The organism is Parafrankia discariae (assembly GCF_000373365.1).
Lineage (GTDB): Bacteria > Actinomycetota > Actinomycetes > Frankiales > Frankiaceae > Parafrankia > Parafrankia discariae.
The window spans coordinates 22,151-40,601 of the sequence record NZ_KB891239.1 but is presented as its reverse complement, the minus strand read 5'-3'; the positions used below and the strand labels follow the sequence as shown (position 1 = coordinate 40,601).

Annotated in this window: 11 protein-coding genes; 6 read left to right on the top strand and 5 right to left on the bottom strand. The window is 73.4% G+C overall.

Annotated elements, in window-relative coordinates; genetic code table 11:
• From B056_RS0124310 to B056_RS0124290, 5 genes are all read left to right on the top strand, one after another.
• Nucleotides 1-952, top strand: a 952-nt coding sequence (locus tag B056_RS0124310) for a GDP-mannose 4,6-dehydratase (protein ID WP_026240089.1), incomplete at its 5' end; no start/stop codon positions are given.
• Between the two features lie 165 nt (nt 953-1,117).
• On the top strand, nt 1,118-2,704 hold the full coding sequence (locus B056_RS0124305; protein WP_020572680.1) for a lipopolysaccharide biosynthesis protein: 1,587 nt from the start codon (nt 1,118-1,120) through the stop codon (nt 2,702-2,704).
• Nucleotides 2,701-4,041, top strand: a complete 1,341-nt coding sequence (locus tag B056_RS0124300) for a glycosyltransferase family 4 protein (protein ID WP_018504458.1) — start codon at nt 2,701-2,703, stop codon at nt 4,039-4,041. Before B056_RS0124305 ends, B056_RS0124300 begins: the two co-directional genes overlap by 4 nt.
• Nucleotides 4,038-9,083: an alpha-(1->3)-arabinofuranosyltransferase domain-containing protein gene (locus B056_RS0124295; protein ID WP_020572679.1), complete on the top strand. Its 5,046-nt coding sequence runs from the start codon at nt 4,038-4,040 to the stop codon at nt 9,081-9,083. The genes B056_RS0124300 and B056_RS0124295 overlap by 4 nt, the downstream gene beginning before the upstream one ends.
• Before the next feature lie 503 nt (nt 9,084-9,586).
• Nucleotides 9,587-10,990 carry a glycoside hydrolase family 26 protein gene (locus B056_RS0124290; RefSeq protein ID WP_018504456.1) on the top strand — a complete coding sequence of 468 codons (1,404 nt, stop codon included), beginning with the start codon at nt 9,587-9,589 and terminating at the stop codon, nt 10,988-10,990.
• Between the two features lie 172 nt (nt 10,991-11,162).
• Here the strand turns inward: B056_RS0124290 and B056_RS0124280 are convergent, their stop codons facing one another.
• The 5 genes from B056_RS0124280 to B056_RS0124260 all read right to left on the bottom strand — a co-directional run bounded on the left by B056_RS0124280 (nt 11,163) and on the right by B056_RS0124260 (nt 15,254).
• On the bottom strand, nt 11,163-11,561 hold the full coding sequence (locus tag B056_RS0124280; protein ID WP_026240088.1) for a DUF3037 domain-containing protein: 399 nt from the start codon (nt 11,559-11,561) through the stop codon (nt 11,163-11,165).
• Complete coding sequence (locus B056_RS0124275; protein ID WP_018504453.1) at nt 11,554-12,399, bottom strand: HipA family kinase; 846 nt, start codon at nt 12,397-12,399, stop codon at nt 11,554-11,556. The genes B056_RS0124280 and B056_RS0124275 overlap by 8 nt, the downstream gene beginning before the upstream one ends.
• A gap of 140 nt (nt 12,400-12,539) precedes the next feature.
• Nucleotides 12,540-13,271 carry a hypothetical protein gene (locus tag B056_RS0124270; RefSeq protein WP_018504452.1) on the bottom strand — a complete coding sequence of 244 codons (732 nt, stop codon included), beginning with the start codon at nt 13,269-13,271 and terminating at the stop codon, nt 12,540-12,542.
• 113 nt (nt 13,272-13,384) lie between these two features.
• A complete protein-coding gene (locus B056_RS0124265; protein WP_018504451.1) occupies nt 13,385-14,125 on the bottom strand; it encodes a Crp/Fnr family transcriptional regulator in 741 nt (246 codons plus the stop codon).
• Nucleotides 14,126-14,285: 160 nt separating this feature from the next.
• The gene (locus tag B056_RS0124260; protein WP_018504450.1) at nt 14,286-15,254 is read right to left on the bottom strand and encodes a pirin family protein; all 969 of its coding nucleotides are present in this window, start codon (nt 15,252-15,254) and stop codon (nt 14,286-14,288) included.
• A gap of 298 nt (nt 15,255-15,552) precedes the next feature.
• Between B056_RS0124260 and lon the strand changes: the two genes are divergently transcribed.
• Nucleotides 15,553-18,075 carry an endopeptidase La gene (lon, locus tag B056_RS0124255; protein ID WP_018504449.1) on the top strand — a complete coding sequence of 841 codons (2,523 nt, stop codon included), beginning with the start codon at nt 15,553-15,555 and terminating at the stop codon, nt 18,073-18,075.
• Nucleotides 18,076-18,451: the final 376 nt, after the last annotated feature.

The following is an 18,451-nucleotide window of genomic DNA, read 5'->3' as shown; positions in this document are numbered from 1 at the left end:
CGGGTTGTACCTGGGGGAGTTGCTGGTTGGGCGGGGTTATGAGGTGTTCGGGCTGGTGCGCGGGCAGTCGAACCCGAAGGTGGCGACCGTGGAGCGGCTGGTGCCGGGGGTCGTGTTGTTGGAGGGTGACCTGACGGATCTTCCGTCGTTGATCGGNGCGGTGGAGATCTCCCAGCCTGACGAGGTGTACAACCTGGGCGCGATCTCGTTCGTCGGGCTGTCCTGGAAGCAGGCGGAGCTGACGGGGGAGACGACGGGTATGGGGGTGCTGCGGGTTCTGGAGGCGCTGCGGATCGCGGGTGGTAACGACCTGTCCCGGGTGCGTTTCTACCAGGCGTCGTCGTCGGAGATGTTCGGAAAGGTGCGGGAGACGCCGCAGCGGGAGACGACGCCGTTTCATCCGCGTTCGCCGTACGGGGTGGCGAAGACGTTCGGGCATTATCTGACGGTGAATTACCGGGAGTCGTACGGGTTGTTCGCGTGTTCGGGGATGTTGTTCAATCACGAGTCGCCGCGGCGGGGGATCGAGTTCGTGACGCGGAAGATCTCCCGGGCGGTGGCGCGGATTTCGCTGGGTCTGCAGGACTCGGTGTCGCTGGGGAATCTGGAGTCGCGGCGCGACTGGGGTTTCGCGGGGGACTATGTGGACGCGATGTGGCGGATGCTTCAGCAGGACACCCCGGACGACTTCGTCGTCGCGACCGGTGAGACCCACAGCATCCGTGAGCTGTTGGACGTGGCCTTCGCCCGGGTCGGTATCGAGGACTGGTCGGGCTATGTCCGGTCCGACCCGCGTTTCTTCCGGCCAGCCGAGGTCGACGTCCTGGTGGGCGACCCGTCGAAGGCGGCCGAGGTGCTGGGGTGGAAGCCGCGGGTCGGCTTCCGTGAGCTGGTGGAGATGATGGTCGACGCCGACCTCGCCACCGAGGCCGCCGCGGCGGACAGACACTGACCAACCGGTGACCGACGTCCCCCGGGTGCCCGCCGACCCGCCCACACGGCTGGCGCGGACCGTGCGGCCCGCGCCGAGACCTGGCGCGGGTGAATACGCACCCGGGTGCATGTCACGCCGTGTGATGGGGAGGGTACGCGCGTGCGCGACTCCGGGGGACAACCGATGAACACAGGTCCGGCCACCGGGTCTCTTCCCCCGCAGACGCGCGGGCGGCACCGGTCAAGCCGTCCCGGTGCGGAGGCGGCTCCCGGGCCGGAGACGGCTCCCGGTGCGGAGGCGGCTCCCGGTGCGGAGGCGGCTCCCGGTGCGGAGGCGGCTCCCGGGCAGCCGACGCCGCCGCGCCGGCAGCACCCGAGCCTCGCGGCGTTCCCCGGGCTCGCCAGCCTGGCGCCCGAGCGGCTGCGCGGCCAGAGCGACCGGATCCGGGCGGCCATGCGGGGGGCGATCCCCCTCGCCCTCGCCGGGCTGATCGCCAACGCGGCCAACCTCGGGGTCACCCTGGTCATCGCGCGGGCCATGAGCACCCGTTCCTACGGCGCCGTCGCACAGCTCTTCGCGATCTTCTTCGTCGTCTCGATGCCCGGCAGCGCCCTGCTCGTCGGGGTCGTCCGGCGGATCACGAACTGGCAGCACACCGGCCAGGCCGACCTGATCGACGAGTGGATCGGCCGGGTCCGCCGGGCCGGCGTCATCATGGTCCTCGCCGTCGCGGTGCTGGCGATCATCGCGCGCGGGTTCGTCGCCCGGGAGCTCTCACTGCCCGGAGCCGGCGGTGTCGCCGAGATCATCATCGCCGGGGCGGCCTGGTGCCTGCTGTGCGTGGACCGCGGCCTGATGCAGTGCGGGCGGCTCTACCCGTCGCTGGCCGCGAACCTGCTGGTGGACGCGGCGGTCAAGAGCGGTTCGACGATCGCCCTGGTCCTGGCCGGGCTGGACGAGGCCGGCGCGGCCATCGCCGTACTGCTCGGGGTGCTCGCCGCGCTCGCGCACACCCGTTACAGCCTGCGCCGGCACCCGTCGGCGATCATGCAGGCAGACCCGACCCGACCCGAGGCTCCGCCGGCCCCCGCCAGGCTCCACGCCGACACCGGGGCGACGACGCTGCCGCTGCCGGTCGCCGGGCCGGCGGCCACCGTGGAGCCGCGGCGGCTCGCCGTCGAGGTCGGCGCCGCGCTGGTGACGCTGGTGTTCCTCGGTGTGCTGCAGAACATCGACGTGCTGCTGCAGGGCCGGCTCGCCCCGGACGAGTCCGGCTCGTACGCGGCCGTCTCGGTCGCGGCGAAGGTGATCGTGCTGGCCGCGATCGTCCTCGCCGGGTTCCTCCTGCCCGAGGCGGCGGACCGCAACCATCTCGGGCAGCATGCGCTGCATCAGCTCGGTGCGACGCTGGCGATACTCGCGGTGCCCGCGGTGGGGCTGCTCACCGTAGCGGCGATCGCACCCGACACACTGCTGTCGCTGGCTTTCGGGCCGCGTTTCACCAGTGCCTCCGGCGCCCTCCTCCCGCTGGCCGGAGCTATGACCTGTCTCGGAGCGACCGTGTTGTTCTCCCACTACCTGCTGGCACTCGGCGAACGCGCCGTGCTCGCCGTGCTCGCCGTCGCGACCGGCACCGCCGTCGCCCTCATGGCCTGGGCGCAGGGATCCCCCGTGTCGACCGCGCGGGCGAACTTCGGCTGCCAGGCCGTGCTCGCCGTCGTCACCGGGCTGATGGTGCTCGCCGCCGCCCGCCGGACGGCCCGCGCGTGAGCACGCTGCCCGGGACCTCCGACCTGACCGGAACACCCGACCTGACCGGAACACCCGGCCTGACCGAGACGTCCGCGTTGAGCCGGCAGTTCGCCCCGTCGGCGGCGTCCGAGCGGCTGCTGGCCGGCCTCGCCGACGCGCTGCCCGCGCAGCCCACACTGGCCGAGCTCGTCGAGACCTCGGGGATGCGCCGCATCCACATGCTGGCCTGGCGGGATCTGGACGACCCCGAGGCGGGTGGCTCCGAGCTGCACGCCGACAAGGTCGCCGAGCGGTGGGCCGCCGCGGGCGTCGACGTCAGCCTGCGCACCGCCGAGGCACCCGGCCACCCCGAGACCACCCGGCGCAACGGTTACCAGATCGTCCGCAAGGCCGGCCGGTACTCGGTGTTCCCGCGGACGGCCACCTCCGGCGCGCTGGGCCGCACCGGCCCGTGGGACGGCCTGGTCGAGATCTGGAACGGGATGCCGTTCTTCTCCCCCGTCTGGGCGCGCTGCCCGCGGGTGGTGTTCCTGCACCACGTGCACGGCGCGATGTGGCGGATGGTGCTCTCCCGGGGGCTGGCCCAGGTCGGCGAGACCATCGAGTTCAAGCTGGCGCCGCCGCTGTACCGGCGGACCCGCATCCTCACCCTCTCCCAGTCGTCCCGGGACGAGATCATCGAGCTGCTCGGCCTGCCGGCGGGCAACATCTCGGTGATCCCCCCGGGCATCGACTCCTCGTTCAGCCCCGCCGGGGAGCGCTCGGCACGCCCGCTGGTGCTCGCCGTCGGCCGGCTGGTGCCGGTGAAGCGGTTCGACGTGCTGATCGACTCGCTGATCCGGGCGCACGACGAGCACCCGGCGATGGAGGCCGTGATCGTCGGCGAGGGCTACGAGCGCCCGGCGCTCGAGGCCCGCATCGCCGCGGCGGGCGCGAGCGGCTGGCTGCGCCTGGTCGGCCGGGTGGACGACGCGGGTCTTCTCGACCTCTACCGGCGCGCCTGGGTGCTCACCTCGGCCTCCGCCAGAGAGGGTTGGGGCATGACGATCACCGAGGCGGCCGCCTGCGGGACGCCGTCCGTCGCGACGAAGATCGCCGGGCACACCGACGCCGTCGCGGACGGCGTGTCCGGTCTGCTGGTCGAGGACCCGAACGACCTGGGCAAGACCCTGGCCGGGGTGCTGTCCGACCCCGAGCTGCGGACCCGGCTCTCCGCCGGCGCGCTCGCGCACGCGGCGACCTTCACCTGGGAGCACACCGCCCGCTCGACCTACCTCGCGCTGGTCAACGAGGCCGCCCGCCGTCGACTCGTCCGCCGCCCCGCCCCGAGCTCGCGCTCGGGCGCGCCCCGGTGACCTTGACCGCTCCGGCGTCCGGAGCCGCCCATCCCGACGGGCCGGCCCCGGGCGCCACGACGGGCCCCGGCGGCGCGCCGCCCTCCGGCCACCCGCGCCACCAGGGGCGGCTCGGCCGGGTCCGCCGGCTGCTGCCGTCCTGGCCGGCGCTGGTGCTCGCCGCGCTGGCCTACATCCCGCTGCTGGCGACGGCGCCGGGGCGGATCGGCGCCGACACGAAGGCCTACCTCTACCTCGACCCGGGCCGGATGCTGGCCCGCGCGGTGTCGATGTGGGACCCCGACGTCGGCATGGGGACCGTCACCCACCAGAACATCGGCTATCTGTTCCCGCAGGGTGCCTTCTACTGGCTCGCCCAGCTCGCCGGGCTGCCCGACTGGGTGGCGCAGCGGCTGTGGACGGGCTCGATCCTGTTCGGCGCCGGCGCCGGCGTGCTGTTCCTGCTGCGCACGTTCGGCTGGGCGAACCGCTTCGCGTTCATCGCGGCCCTCGGGTACATGCTCACCCCGTACACGCTGGAGTACGAGGCGCGGATCTCGGCCATCCTGCTGCCGTACGCCGGCCTGGGCTGGCTGATCGGCATCACCGTGCGGGGTCTGCGCGAGGCCGGCGCGGACCACCGCTCCCGCCCCGCGGACACCCCGCGCCTGGTGCGCTGGCGCACGGGCTGGCGCTGGCCGGCGGCGTTCGCGCTGATGGTCACCCTGATCGGCAGCATCAACGCGTCCAGCCTGATCTTCATCCTGTTCGCGCCGCTGCTGTGGGTGCCGTTCGCGGTGTGGGGCACCCGGGAGGTCCGCCTCGGCACCGCCCTCACCCTGTGCGGGCGGGCGGTCCTGTTGATCATCGTGACGTCCGCGTGGTGGATGGCCGGTCTGTACACCCAGGCCGGCTACGGGCTGAACGTGCTCGCCTTCACCGAGACGGTGAAGACCGTGGCGAGCAGCTCGCAGGCGTCCGAGGTGCTGCGCGGCCTGGGTAACTGGTTCTTCTACGGCGAGGACGCGCTCGGCCTGTGGATCGGCCCGGCCAGGGACTACACCGGCAGCCTGGTGATCATCACGATCAGCTTCGCGGTGCCGATCCTGGCCCTGGTCGCGGCTTCCTGCCTGCGGTGGGGGCAGCGCGCCTACTTCGTGGCGCTGATCACGCTGGGCACGACGATCTCGGTCGGCGTGTACCCGTACGACCATCCGTCGCCGCTGGGCCGGCTGTTCCGCGACTTCGCCGAGGGCTCCACCGCGGGCCTGGCCCTGCGGTCGCTGCCACGGGCCGTGCCGATGGTCGTCCTGGGGCTGTCGGTGCTGCTCGCCGGCGGGCTCGCCGTGCTGGACCAGTGGTACGCGGCCCGCCGGGCCCGGGCCGGGGCGGGCCCGTCGTCCGCGGCCGGTATCTCGCGGTCCGGGGCCGGTGCGCTGCGGCTGCGGCTGCGCGGGCACGCGGTGCCGGCGCTGGCGTTCGGCGGAGTGGCGCTGCTGCTGGTGCTGAACATGTCGCCGCTGTTCCGCGGGCACTTCATCGAGCCGCTGCTGGACCGACCCGAGGACATCCCCGGCTACGAGCAGGAGCTGGCCAGCGCGCTGGACGCCGTGGCCCCCGACGCGACCGGGGAACAGACCCGGGTGCTGGAGCTGCCCGGCGCGGACTTCGCGCACTACCGCTGGGGTACGACGCTCGACCCGGTGATGTCCGGGCTGATGGACCGCCCGTCGGTGGTCCGCGAACTCATCCCCTACGGCGACGCCGGCTCCGTGGACCTGCTGCGCTCGCTGGACCGGCGGATGCAGGAGGGCGTGCTCGACCCGGCCTCGATCCCCGACATCGCCCGGCTGATGAGCGCCGGTGACGTCGTGCTGCGCAGCAACCTGGCCTACGAACGGTTCCGGACCCCGCGCCCGCGCGCGACCTGGGACCTCGTCGCCAACCAGCGCCCCGCCGGGCTGGCCGAGCCGCGCGCGTTCGGGCCACCGGTGCTGGAGGACCCGGGCATCCCCTACACCGACGAGATCACCCTGGGCACCGACGCCGACGTCATCGACCCGCCGGCCCTCGCCGACTTCGCCGTGGACGACCCGCACTCGATCGTGCGCACCGAGCGCACCGACGCCCCGCTGCTGGTCAGCGGCAACGGTGAGGCCCTCGTCGACGCGGCGGCCACCGGCCAGCTCGACGCGGTGCTCAACGACGGGCGCACCGTCCTCTACGCCGGTGAGCTCGCCGGCGACCCGCAGCGGCTGCGCCAGGCTCTCGACGACGGCGCCGAGCTGCTGGTCAGCGACACCAACCGGCTGCGCGCCGAACGCTGGACGGGCATCCGGGAGAACTTCGGCTACGTCGAGCAGCCCGGTGTCGCCCCGCTGGCGAAGGACCCCAACGACAACCGGCTGGTGCTCTTCCCCGACGCAGGCCACTCGGCGCAGACCGTCGCCCAGCTGCACGCCCCCGGCTCCGCGGCGCAGGTCGCGGACGTCCGCGCCACCGACTACGGCAACACCTTCTCCTACGGGGTCTCCGACCGCCCGGTGCTGGGCATCGACGGCAGCCTGGACTCGGCCTGGCGGGTCGGCGCGTTCACCGACCCGGCGGGCGCCGCCTGGCAGGTCGACCTGGCGAAGCCGACGACCACCGACCACATCCGGGTCGTCCAGCCGCTCAACGGCCCGCGCAACCGGTGGATCACCAAGGTCACCCTGACCTTCGACGGCGGCTCCCCCGTCACCGTCGACCTGCGGGACTCCTCCCGCACCCAGGCCGGCCAGACCATCGACTTCCCGTCCCGGACGTTCACCACGCTGCGCGTCCACGTCGACGCCACGAACTTCGGCGTGCGCCGCACCTACGACGGGCTGTCCGCCGTCGGCTTCGCCGAGGTGGAGATCCCCGGCACCGACGGGAAGCCGCTGACCGCCGAGGAGGTGCTGCGCCTGCCCACCGACACCCTCGACGCCGCCGGCGCCTCCTCTCTCGATCACCGGCTGAGCCTGCAGGTGTCCCGCGACCGGGCGAACCCGTCCGAGCCGTTCCGCCGCGACCCCGAGCCGACGATGGCCCGCTCGTTCACGCTGCCCACGGCCCGCACGTTCGCGCTCACCGGTACCGCCCGGATCTCCGCCTACGCCTCCGACCAGCTCGTCGACGCGACCCTGGGCCGCGCCGGGGCCGCGCCCACGATGACCTCGTCCGGCCGGCTGCCCGGCACGCTCGGCGCGCGCGCGTCGAGCGCGTTCGACGGCGACACCACCACGGCGTGGAGCCCCGGCATCGGTGACCAGATCGGCTCGTGGCTCCAGGTCACCTCGCCGACCCCGGTCACGTTCTCCGCGATGAACCTCGCCCTCGTCGCCGACGGGCGGCACTCCGTCCCGACGAGGATCGGCATCATGGTGGACGGCCGCCGGGTCGGCGCGGTCGCCGTCCCGCAGGTCATCGACTCGCCGGTCAGCTCGCAGACCCGCAACGCCACCCAGACCGTCAACCTCACCTTCCCCGCGGTCACCGGCAGCACCATCCGGCTGGTGGTGGACGACGTCCGCACGGTCACCAGCGTCGACACCATCAGCCGCGCGGTGATGGACCTCCCGGTCGGCATCGCCGAGGTCGCCGTGCCGGGTCTGGACGGCACCGCTGGCGGAACGGGCCGCGCCTCCGCCGCGACCACCGCCCCCGGCGCCGCCGGCGCACCCGCCACCGCCACCGCCACCGGTGACGCCGCCGGCGCGGTCATCGGTGCCACCGCCGGCCTGACGATCACCGCGGTTCCCGGGGTCGCCGCGACGGCGGCGGCCGGCCCCGCGGACATCCCCGCTCCCTGCCGCACCGACCTGCTGACCATCGACGGCGCACCGGTCGGGATCCAGGTCACCGGAAGTATCAAGGACGCCGCCGGCCGCGACGGGCTGACGGTGCGGGCCTGCGGGACGCCGATCACCCTCAACGCGGGCGACCACGTGGTGCGCACCTCGAACGGCGCGCTGACCGGGATCGACGTCGACCGGCTGCTGCTGGCCTCCGAGGCCGGCGGTGGAGCCTGGCTCGACGCCACCGGCGCGGCCGCCGCGGCAGGCACGTCCGCCACCGGCGCTGGCGCGGGTGGCGCCGCGGCCGCCGCGAGCGGCGGTCAGGGCGGGACCGCACCGACCGTGCGGGCCGAGGCGACCAGCGACACCTCGTTCCGGGTGGACGTCAGCGCCGCGACCCCGGGCAAGTCGTTCTGGCTCGTGCTGGGCGAGAGCCGCTCCCCCGGTTGGACGGCCCGCGTCGACGGCCGGGACCTCGGCGAATCCCACCTGGTCGACGGGTACACGAACGGCTGGCGGATCGACCCGAGCGCCGGGAGCTTCACCGTCGTCCTCGACTGGGCACCGCAGCACGTCGTCGGCATCGCCGTGAAACTGTCGGTCGTGACCGGCGTCCTGAGCCTGGCGATCCTGCTGGTCGGGGCCTACCGGCGCCGCCGCGGCCGAAGCTGGCGTCATCTCGTCGGCTACCAGTACCTCCCGGCGGGCAACGCCGGGCCCGGCCGCCCGGCTGATCTGCCGACGGCGGATCCCTGGCGGGCCGGGTCGGGCCCGGTCGTCCGGGTTTCAGGCCGGTCGACGCTGCTCACGACCCTGGCCACCGGGGCGGCGAGCGCGGTGCTGGTCGGCCCGGCGGCGGGTCTCGTGGTCGCCGTGCTCACCGCCGCGGCGCTGCGGAACTCCCGCGCCCGGCTGCTGCTGCGCGTCGCCCCCGCCGCGTGCCTGGCCCTCAGCGCGCTCTACGTCCTCCAGGTGCAGGCCCGGCATGACCTGCCGGCCAACGGCTCGTGGGTGGCGGCGTTCGACCGGGTCGCCGTGGTCTCCTGGCTCACGGTCCTCCTGCTGGCCGCCGACATGATCGTCTCTCTGGTCCGGGCCCGCGCCGCCGCCCGGACCTCTTCGGGAACCATCCCCGGATCTGCCGCCCCCGCTCCCCAGGGCTCCCCGGCCGAGCCGACCGGCACCGCCGCGACCGGCGCCCCCGACCCGTACTCCCCCCCGCCCACTCCCCGCCACAGCACCTGACCAAGCCCGACGGGGCATGTCCGGTACGGCACCCCGAATCTCCGGCCAAGTAGTCACCGAGAGTAGTCTCCACTCACTCCCCGTATAGCATCACCGCGTCATCGGCTACGAGCGGCTCTGGTCGACGAGCTTGCCGACCACGGGCCCTGACGAAGGGATGAGGCGCGGGGGTGCCACAACAAATCACTTCGGATCGGGGAACATCGCCTCAGGAGGCTGCCAACTCCGGCGAACGCCACCCGAAGCATGCGCGACGCGGTCGCCACAGGCGTTCCACGCTCTGGCTGAACCGGGCCCGGGCCCAGCCCGGGAGTCCGGGCGGCCGGGAGTCACGTGCCGGCGGGCCGCCCGCCGGACACCAGGTCGAATCGACCACCAGCGCTACGGAGAACCGCGGGAGAAGCCACGTTTGGAAAGCCGGCGGCGCCGGGACCACCGACACCGGTCAGCGGGTCGTCCGCGCCCCGGCCGGTCGCCGGCGGCGGACCCGCCTGCGATCGACGATGCTGCGTCTCGCCGTGCTCGCGCCGACCCTGTTGGCCGGGACGGTGACCGGCGGCGACGGCGCGCAGGCCGTCACGGTGCCGGGGCCGGTCATCGAGGACACCGCGATCGGTTCGGGGATCTCCCAGGTCAGCTACTTCGGCGACTGGTCGGCGTGTACGGGTTGCAGCCCGGCCACGCCCAACAACAGCTACCGGGAGTCGGTCCAGCCCTCGAGCGGCGCGGTGCTCCGGTTCTCCGGGACACAGATCGACATCTACAGCGTCCTGGGGCCCTCCGGGGGCGTCGCGACGATCGGTGTCGACGGCGGGACACCGACCGCCGTCGACACGTACGCGGCGATCGGCGCCGTGAACCGTATCTACCACTCCGGGCTCCTCAATCCCGGGATCCACACCGCGGTGATCGTCAACATCGGTTGGCGCAACCCGAACTCCAGTGGTGTCCGGGTCGCGTTCGACCGGGCCGAGGTGTTCGTCGAGCAGAGCCAGCCAGAACCACGACCCTGGCTCTCCGGGGCGAACGGGGATCCGATCCAGAACGCGGAGAACGTGGACGCGTTCTGCGAGCGCCGGGGCAGTCCATGCGATCTCGCCCACGTGTTCGTCTCCCGTAACAACTGGCAGAACATCGTTCAACCGTCCTGGACCCAGGCCAACTTCGCCGGTTGGCCGGGTCGTCTCGTCATCTCGGTGCCTCCCTTCCCCGAGAACTCGGGGGCCACACTCACCGCCTGCGCGTCGGGTGCCTACGACTCGCAGTGGCGCACGTTCGGCCAGACACTGAACTCCACCGGACGGCAGAACTCGATCATCCGTATCGCGTGGGAGGCGAACGGGAACTGGTACCAGTGGTCGGGAAGCAACCCGTCCGCCTATGTGGGCTGCTGGCGGCGGATCGCCGACGCCATCAACTCCACGGCCGAGCCTGACCCGCTGCTCGACTGGACCATCAACGCGCACTACTCGCAGAACCCCGCGAGCCATAACCCGCTCGACCTGTACCCGGGCGACGCCTGGGTGGACATCGTGGGCATCGACGCCTACGACCACTATCCGCCGTCCCGCACCCTCGCCGAGTTCAACAACCAGGCGAACGCGATCGGCGGCATCACCTGGCTGTACAACTTCGCCCGCTCCCACAACAAGCTTTTCGGTATCGGCGAATGGGGGGTCGTGAGCGGACGTAACGAGAACGGTGCCGGGGACAACCCGAACTTCATCACATTCATGCGCGACTGGATGGATGCGCGCGCCGGCCAGGGTCTGTACTACGAGAACTACTACAGCACCTGTGAGCCGCCGAATGTCGGGTCCAACCTGTACCGGCCGCTCGGGCCGTCCTGCCTCTTCATCAACAACGCCTCCGCCCAGCGCTACACCGAACTGTGGAGCAGCCCTTAGAACTGGCCGGTGACCAGGGCGGGGCCTCCGGCCGACCGGCCGGAGACGCCCGCGCCCCGGCGGCGCGGCGCCTGTCCCCCGGTGTGGAGGATCACCGGGGGCCAGGCGCCGCGGCCGGCCTCGACCGGCGCGTCGCTCGCGGGCACGTGGGGGGCCCGCGAGCGACGTCGCCTCAGCCCCGCGGTGGGCCGGGCGTCGCCACCAGCAGCTCGACCAGCCGGTCGAGCTCGGCGGCGGGGTCCTCGGTGAACCCGGTGTGGACGGCCGACGTCTGCACCACGGTGCTGCGCGGGGCCGTCAACCACCGGAACCGTTCCCCGCCGGAGAGCCGGCCGGGCGGACCGGCGTCGAGGCCACCGGCACAGACCCGGTGCAGGGCGCCGAGGCTCGCCGACACCGCGTCCTGGTCGAGGAACGGATCGAGACTGGCGAGCCGCTCACGGTCGATGACGCACCGGCAGCCGAGGAAGCCGGCCCGCTGGCACCACAGCAGGACACCGACGTTGGCGCACTCGCCACGCTCGACCCGCGGCACGACGCGGATCATCGCGTACTCGAACAGATCAGGCACCGGAGCCTCCCCGCAGCCAGTCGGGACGCCCGGTGCCCCGCCCGGCCGCCCGCCGCGCCGGCTCACTCCTGGTGACGAGCGGTTCGGTGGGGGCCAGCATCGCCGCCAGCCAGGGACGCTCCCCCGAGACCCGGGAGAGCAGCCAGTCGACGTAGGCCGAACCGGGAACCTCCGCCCACTCCGGCGGCACCAGCCCGACGATCCGGGACAGCAACTCCGCCGTGACCGCGGGCGCGAGCTCCCGGTCCACGGCGGCGAGCAGGTCCGGCGCGTCCGCCCCCAGCACGGGCAGCAGGACGTGGTCGGCGAAGCCGGGCAGCGGCCGGTCGACCGCCGCGGCGGCTCCCGCCCAGTCATGGTGCGGGTACAGGGCCGCCCCGTGATCGATCAGCCACAGCCGGGCCCCCCACACCAGCAGGTTCGGGTTCCGCCAGGACCGGTCGACGTTCAGCGTGAACGCGTCGAGCCAGATGACCCGGGCGGCGAGCGCCGGCTCCACCGGGAACGCCAGCGGGTCGTAGGTGATCGAGCCGGGCAGGTAGTCCATGCCGAGGTTGCGGCCGGGGCTCGCCCGGAGCAGGTCCTGGACCTCCTGGTCGGGCTCGGTCCGGCCGAGGTCCGGGTCGACGTCGACGAGGACCAGCTCGGGCACGGCCAGGCCCAGGCCGCGCGCGAGCTCCCCGACGATCACCTCGGCGACGAGCGCCTTGGGCCCCTGCCCGGCGCCGGTGAACTTCACCACCCACGTTCCGAGGTCGTCGCCCTCCATGACGCCGGGCAGACTGCCGCCCTCCCGCAGGGGCGTGGCGTAGCGGGTCGCGAGGACATGACGAAGCACCGCACCAGCATGCCCGCCGGCCGGGCCGGCCCGGTGAGCCGGGCGGCCGGGGGAACCGCGGCACCCCGGTTCCGGTGCGCCGCGCCCCCGACCTGCGCGTGGGCGTCCCCGGTTCGGGCCGGACGTCCATGTTCCGTGTGTCAGGCCCCCGCGCGGCTGGAGGCGTCGCGCCGGGCGGGGCGCCGCCCGGCGAGGGCGGGGCGGACCGGTGGCGGGGCGGGCGCCAGCACCCACGCCAGCGAGCGCTGGCCGCTGTCGGGCACGTCCAGAGTCACCGGACGGAAGTCGACGCGGCGCAGGTCCGACGGTTGGTCACCCCGGTCGCCGTCGCCCGGCGCGCCGAAACCGAACGCGTGGTCACCCGCCGCGGTGTCGCCGGTCAGGTCGCCGGTCAGGTCGTCGAACAGCTCACCGGAGACGATGAGCACCAGGTCGGACTCCGGGTGCTCGGCGAGCTCCCGGTCAAGGACGTCGGCGTCGCGCAGCCGGCCCGCCTTCACGATCGCGCGCCCCCCGTAGCCCTGCTCGTCGACCCGGGTGATGCCCTGGTGCAGCGCGACCCGCAGCCGCAGCCGCGGTGCCGGCCGCGCGTTCACCCGCGCCAGGGTGCGGCGCAGCTCCCGGACGAAGTCGGAGACCACCCGACCCTCGTCGATGCCGGGCGGGAACACCGCCAGCTCACCCCCGGACGGCCGGTTCACCCAGTGCGCGCACCGGATCTCGGCCGCGGCGCAGGTCTCGTCCAGCACGGCCCCCAGTGACGGCGGGACCGGCGGGACCGCGGGGAGCGGGCCCACCCGGCCGTTGTCGTCGTTGCCGTGGGCGGCGACGGCGATACACAGCCGCCGGATGCCGGGCATCGTCTCGTTCACGCTCAGCCTCCGATGGTCACGGTCCGTCGGAGGTAACTGTTCACGCTGTGGACACGGAACACATCGTCATGCGATGGGATTGTCCGAGCGACGACGAGCGGCCCCGGGCAACGTCAGCGGGGGCGTGTCGTCCCGGCGGCCCGGTACAGGGCCTCGACGTCGCGGATCACGATGGAGCGGTAGCGGGTGTCCACGATTCCCTGCTGGCGCAGCTCGCGCAGGACCTTGTGCACCGTCGGCTCGGCCGCGCCGACCAGCGCGGCGAGCTCGGGCTGGGTGAGGGCGATCTGCACCCGACGCCCCGGGCCGTCCGTCGCGTCCGCTCCGTAGGAGCGCTCGAGCTCGACGATCACCCGGGCCAGCCGGACGGCCACCGAGCATCCACCGAACTCGACGCGGCGCCGGGTCGCGTTACGCAGCTTGGCGCTGACGGACTGCAGGACCGGGGGTCCCGCGTCGGGATGCGACCGCAGAAAGGCGAGGAACGTCTCGAGCGCGATCACCTTCGCCAGCACCGCCCCGGCCGCGGTGACCGTCGCCGACCGCGGCTCGCCGTCGAGGCCGGCCTGCTCGCCGACGAGGTCACCACCGTGACGGATGGCGAGCAGGGCGAAACCGCCGTTCTCGGTGGAGGCGGTGACCTTGACCCACCCGTTCAGCAGCAGCACGACGAAGTTGGTGGTGTCGCCCTCCCGCAGGACGATCTCCTCGCTGGCGTACTCACGGTAGGGGCCCAGGCCGACGAAGGCCGCCCGGGTCTGCTCGGGCAGCCGCCCGAGCAGGGTGGTCGACGGCCAGTCCCGCCGGCGTGGGCCCTGCTGCTCCGAACCGGTCCGGCCGATCTCCCGAACCATGGTCCGCCCCCTCGCCGCCGGGTGCCGCCCATGCCGGAGCCCGACCGATGATCCACGATTGCCTGATGTACCGGTTGATACCACCACGGCGGTTCCCCTGCGTGCACGACCGGGTGCGGTACGCCGGACTCACCGGTTAAATCGTGTCGCCCCGAGCCGGTCAGACGCGGTGCGGCATCAGGGCGTTCTCGGGGATCACCCCCAGGCGGCCGGCCTGGAAGTCCTCGATCGCCTGGCGGAGCTCGTCCTTGGTGTTCATGACGAACGGCCCGTACATCTCGACGTGCTCGCGGATCGGCCGGCCGCCGAGCAGCAGGACCTCCAGGTTCGGGGTGTGCGAGTCCTGCGCCGCGCTCGCCGCGAGGGTGACGCGGTCCCCCGCGCCCAGCACGGCTGTCTGGCCGAGGCGCACGGGCGCGTCGTCGGCGCCGACGGTGCCCTGGCCGGCCAGAACGTAGACCAGTGCGTTGTACTCCGGGTTCCAGGGCAGGCTGACCCTCGCGCCCGGGCTGACCGTGGTGTGGACCACCCCGATCGGCGTGTGGGTCGCCCCGGGGCCGCGGAAGCCACCGACGTCACCGGCGATGATCCGGACCAGGCTGCCGCCGTCCGGGGAGGCGATCAGCGAGACCTCCTCGCCTTCGATGCTCTGGTAGCGGGGCGCGCTGAACTTGTCCTTCGCCGGCAGGTTCACCCAGAGCTGGACGCCGTGGAACCGGCCGCCGCTGACGACGAGCGCCTCGGGCGGGGTCTCGATGTGCAGGATGCCGGAGCCGGCCGTCATCCACTGGGTGGCGCCGTCGGCGATCAGGCCGCCGCCGCCGTGCGAGTCCTGGTGTTGGAAGGTGCCGTCGATCATGTAGGTGACGGTCTCGAAGCCGCGGTGCGGGTGCCACGGCGTGCCCTTGGGCTCACCGGGGGCGTAGTCGATCTCACCCATCTGGTCGGCGTGGACGAAGGGGTCGCGGTCGGCCAGGCTCACCCCGGCGAACATCCGGCGGACGGGGAACCCCTCCCCCTCCAGCCCGGACGGAGCGGTGACGACCTTCTTCACCGGGCGCTCGACATCGCCGAGACCCGGCACGGACAGCCTCGGCAACGTGAGGGCGTCGGCGGTGACGGCTGGCATGGTGACCTCCTACGGAACCAGGCGGATCCTCTCATCGGACCCCTGCCCGGTCGACGGGGTGAGACCTCGCTCCCACCCGACCCAACAGTTGCTGATGCAACTACCTCCCTCAACCCGCCGGACCACCTGGCTCTTCCCGACGCGTCGCGCGCCTTCGGTTCCCGCGCCGGTCCCGCGCCGACAGCGGCGTTCGCCCAGAGCGATCAGGTTCGGGAACAACGGTCCACTCCGATGCATTGAGCACGACAGGCTCAATGAGAGTGGGCCCAAGCCGCTCGACACGAGGGATGAAGGCCGCATGTCACACACCAGGCTCCTCCCGCTGCTGCCGCTGGACGACGCGGTCGTCCTGCCCGGCATGGTGGTTCCGCTCGACCTGTCGGACGCCGGGACCCGCGCCGCCGTGGACGCGGCCCGCGGCGGCAGACCCGACTCCACACCCGACGCCAGGGCGCCGGGCATCTCCAGCCGTTCCTTCCAGCGCGCCGCCGAGATCCTGCTCGTCCCCCGGGTGGACGGCGAGCTCGCCGACATGGGTGTCCTCGCCGTCGTCGACCAGATCGGCCGGCTGCCCGACGGCGGGACAGCCGCGCTCGTGAGGGCGGTCTCCCGGGCCCGGGTGGGCAGCGCCCCGACGCCGCCCGGCGCCGCCGACACCGGTGTCGTGTGGGCCGAGGCGATTCCCGTCGAGCCGGTCCTGCCGCCCGGCTTCACCGGCACGATCAGCGCGACCACGACCGCGGGCACGCCTGGTTCCACCGGCACCGGCACCGCCGCCGACCCCGACGGCGCGGCCGCCCGGCTGGTCGAGCTCGCCCGCGAGTACCGCACGCTGGTGACCGGGGTGCTGCGCGCCCGCGGGGTCGGCCAGGTCGCCGACACCGTCGAGGCGATCGAGAACCCCGACACGCTGGCCGACACCGCCGGCTACTCGTCCTACCTGTCGACCGCGCGGAAGCTGGAGCTGCTGCGCACCGCCGACGTGGCCGCCCGGCTGGAGCTGCTCGTCCCGTGGACGCGGGAGCACGCCGCCGAGGTCGACGTGGCCGAGACCATCCGGCGCGACGTCCAGGAGGGCGTCGACCGTCAGCAGCGGGAGTTCCTGCTGCGCCGTCAGCTGGAGGCCGTCCGCAAGGAGCTGGCCGAGCTGGACGGGTCCCCCGCGGCCTCCGAGGAGGAGGACTACCGGGCCCGGGTCGAGGCCGCCGACCTGCCGGAGAAGGTCCGCGCCGCGGCGCTCAAGGAGGTCGACAAGCTGGAGCGGACGGCCGAGTCCTCCCCCGAGGTCGGCTGGATCCGCACCTGGCTGGACACCGTCCTGGAGTTGCCGTGGAACGAGCACGCGGCGGACACCTACGACATCGCCTCCGCGCGGGCCGTGCTGGACGCCGACCACGCCGGACTCAGCGACGTCAAGGACCGGATCGTCGAGTACCTGGCGGTCCGCCGCCGGCGGGCCGACGCCGGGCTGGGGGTCGTCGGCGGGCGGCGCAGCGGCGCCGTGCTCGCGCTGGCCGGGCCGCCCGGGGTCGGCAAGACCTCGCTGGGCGAGTCCGTGGCCCGCGCCATGGGCCGCAGGTTCGCCCGGGTGGCGCTCGGCGGCGTCCGCGACGAGGCGGAGATCCGCGGCCACCGGCGCACCTACGTCGGCGCGCAGCCCGGTCGCATCGTGCGGGCGATCCGCGAGGCCGGCTCGATGAACCCGGTGATCCTGCTCGACGAGGTCGACAAGGTCGGCTCCGACTACCGCGGCGACCCGACGGCGGCGCTGCTGGAGGTCCTCGACCCGGCGCAGAACCACACCTTCCGCGACCACTACCTGGAGGTCGAGCTCGACCTGTCGGACGTGCTGTTCCTGGCCACCGCGAACGCGCTGGACTCCATCCCGGCGCCGCTGCTGGACCGGATGGAGCTGATCCTGCTCGACGGCTACACCGAGGAGGAGAAGGTCACCATCGCCCGCGACCACCTGCTCCCGCGTCAGCTCGAGCGGGCCGGGCTGACCGCCGACGACGTCACCGTGGACGACGGCGCGCTGCGGCTGCTGGCCGGCGAGTACACCCGCGAGGCCGGCGTGCGCGACCTGGAGCGGGCGACCGCCCGGGTGCTGCGCAAGGTCGTCGCGAAGGTCGCCCTGGACGAGGTGGCGCTGCCGGTCACGATCGGCGCCGGCGACCTGACCGGCTACCTCGGCCGGCCGCGGCACACCCCGGAGTCGGCGGAGCGCACCGCGCTGCCGGGGGTGGCGACCGGGCTCGCGGTCACCGGGGCCGGCGGGGACGTCCTGTTCGTCGAGGCGTCCCTGGCCGACCCGGAGACCGGGGCCAGCGGGGTGACGCTGACCGGGCAGCTCGGCGACGTCATGAAGGAGTCGGCGCAGATCGCGCTGTCCTACCTTCGCTCGCGCGGGGTGGAGCTGGAGCTGCCGGTCGGGGACCTGCGGGACCGCGGGGTGCACATCCACGTCCCGGCGGGCGCGGTGCCCAAGGACGGGCCGAGCGCCGGGGTCACGATGACCACCGCGCTCGCGTCGCTGCTCTCCGGGCGCCCGGTGCGGGCGGACGTCGCGATGACCGGAGAGGTCTCCCTCACCGGTCGGGTACTACCCATTGGTGGGGTCAAGCAGAAGTTGCTCGCCGCGCATCGCGCCGGCATCACAACGGTGCTCCTGCCGGCGCGCAACGGCCCAGACCTTGACGACGTCCCGAGCGCGGTCCGCGAGGCGCTGACGGTGCATCTGGTCGCGGACGTCCGGGAAGTGCTTGAGCTGGCGCTGGAACCGGCGTTCGACCCGACGCACAACCGCGCGATGGCGGCCTGAGACTGTCCGTTGGCGGCCCGTTGGGTGCCGCCGCCGTCTCTCACAACGACGGCGGTGGCACCTACGGGCCGCCGCGGCGCGCCGGCGCGAGCATGCGCGACACGCCGGCAGTTCGGTTAACACCTTGTGACGGCGCCCACGAAGGGCTGTCCGGCCCGCTACCTTCGGGGCGTGGATCGAGGCCGGTGCCTTCGGCAGGAGCGCGTCGCACAGGAGCGCATCCTGGCAGTGAGTCGACTACGGGGACGCCAGCGTCCGCGGGACAACCGCGGCCCCGGGCGCAGACCGACCAGACCACCGGGTCGCAGACCCCGCTGATCTGGTCAGCTCGACTCCGGTCACCTCAGCCGGGGTGGCGGTCACGCACGGGCTAGAC